At 62.0% G+C, this 2,148-nt stretch carries 1 protein-coding gene; it reads right to left on the bottom strand.

Annotated features, from left to right (window positions below; genetic code table 11):
* On the bottom strand, nt 1-2,006 hold a 2,006-nt coding region (locus JMF90_RS34495; protein WP_201326109.1), incomplete at its 3' end, for a TcfC E-set like domain-containing protein.
* Nucleotides 2,007-2,148 lie beyond the last annotated feature (142 nt).

Raw genomic sequence — 2,148 nt, 5'->3', positions numbered from 1 at the left:
TTGACCTCCTCGAAATCGGATGCCAGGTCCACAATCACCGCGGACTCGCCATTGAAGGCGTTGCTTTTGCCGGATACGGCAGCGGACTTGCCGTTCGTGCCAACGGTACTGAACAGGTTCATCCCGCCGGCAATGCCCCCTTCCTTGGACGAGCGCTGGAGGAACGCATCGCCGCGCGCCACCGAATGTTCGAACTGCGTGGTGGCACCCACGCTCAAGCCATACCGGTCGACGGTTCCGTTGGCCCCCACCGACTTGAAGAAGCCGGCGTCGAGCTCCTGTCGTACGCCCAGCGACGCATACTGATCACGCTGGCCATCCGAGCCGCTTCGCGTTCCGAGGTTCACGTTGTAACTGCGCTTTTCCTTGCCGAGCGCAATACTCAAGCCAAGATCGACGCCTCGGTTGCGGGTTCTCGCCAACGTCCCGGTGGGACGATCGAAGCCGGACAAACGCCAGGTGAGATCGTTGCCGAACAGGCTATGTCGATGCGAAACCGACAAATCGACACCCAGGCCGTTCGTCGCGCCGCTGGCGTATGAAGCGCGCGACATGATGCTCGTTTGCGGCGTGAAGCGATGGCTCCACGTGATCGCCGAGTCATGCACCTTGCCGCTGCGCACACTCGCGCGCGCATTCCGCTGGCGCCGGTCGTTGCGTTGCCAGCGCTGGCTGTGGCTCAGCGATACGCTCCCGTCCCGGTACGGCATCAGGATCTGCACATCGCCGCCCACTCCGTGCTTCGACGAGTGGTACACATTCCAGTAGGTTCGCGCACGGTCGGTAAACTGCCAGTCAAGCGACGCGCCGAATACGTTGGCGTCGGCCACATGCTGCGCCGACGCACCGAGCACGACCCGCGGATGGGCGAGGTAGTTGATCGCGCCACCCGCGGTGAACGCGTGCGAGCGATCCTCGCCGATCAGGTTGCGTTCCTGTCCAGCAAAGAATGCGTACTTCCACCGTTGTGTAGGATCGCTCCATGCCGCGGGTTTGTAGATAAGCTCGTTCTGCGTGGACGCAACCTGACCATCCTCGACAAGCCGGATCTCCACTTCATAAATGCCGCTGGGCAGCGGGCGCGTATCGACCACCTGCAGCCCCGGTTGCACCGATTGGCTGTGGATCAATGCGCCATTGCGGTAGATTTCCACCATGCCCTGGCGATTCGCGGTCACATAAACGGGATAGAGGCTCGGGCGCGCGCCTTCAACCTCGCGTGCTTCGGACGTACCAAACATCACCCCAAGCGTCGTCGCCGCGCCTCCGCCTGGCATGCGCGGAGGCCGAATACCCGTTGCCAGGTCCGGCGTAAAGAAGCCCGCGCGCGCAAATTTGCCCTCGAACTCGCGCTGCGCGTACAGCCGGGGCACCGAGTATTCAATCTCGCTGGCTCGCCGCATGCCGCGGTTCTGCGTCGCCTGCAGTCCGCTCGTGATCGACCAGTTTCCCACGCTGCCGATGGCGTCGAACGCATACCGTCCGCCGATTTCACGGCCCTGGCCACCCGTCAGATTCAGGTAGTTGTACGTAATCAGGCCAGTGCTTCCGCTGGCCGGCAGCGGGTGATATTTCTTCTGCTCACCATCCTGTTCCGCGCGGCGCGTCACGATCGATAAAACGGAGTCCTGGAGGTTGTAGTGAAGCGCGAGCACGCCATCGCAGTTGGTCGCGCAGGCGCCAAGCGCACGCGGCTCACGCAGAAATTTTTCGATCAGCGCGCGATCGCCCTGGTCGATGCCGCCGTGCTGCTCATCCGAGAGCGCCACCAACTGAACCTTTCCATCCCGACTCAACGTGATGGTGCCCTCACCTGCCGAATGACCGTCAAAATCGATGCGCACAATCAGCGGCGAATCGAACAGTTGCTCGAGAAAATCCGCCGGAAGCTGCTCCGCCTGCTCGAACAGGTCCGCCCCCGAGCCGGCCACCTCCGCACGCGCGAACGCACCCTGTTGGCACAGCGCGCCAATGGCAAGAAAAATAGCGACGCTGATCTTGCTCATTTTTGGCATAGCTGCTCCAACATTCTTTAAATTCGGTTAAATGGATAACCCGGTGGATGCGCGGGACAATCGAAACCGGATACGCCGTATGGGCGAAACGCGCTCCAGAGCCACGCAAGCAAAACCACCGCAGCGGACGCGC

Source organism: Burkholderia sp. E168m23 (assembly GCF_016586125.1).
Lineage (GTDB): Bacteria > Pseudomonadota > Gammaproteobacteria > Burkholderiales > Burkholderiaceae > Burkholderia > Burkholderia orbicola.
The sequence above is the reverse complement of the archived record's forward strand: the minus strand, read 5'-3'. Positions and strand labels throughout refer to the sequence as shown.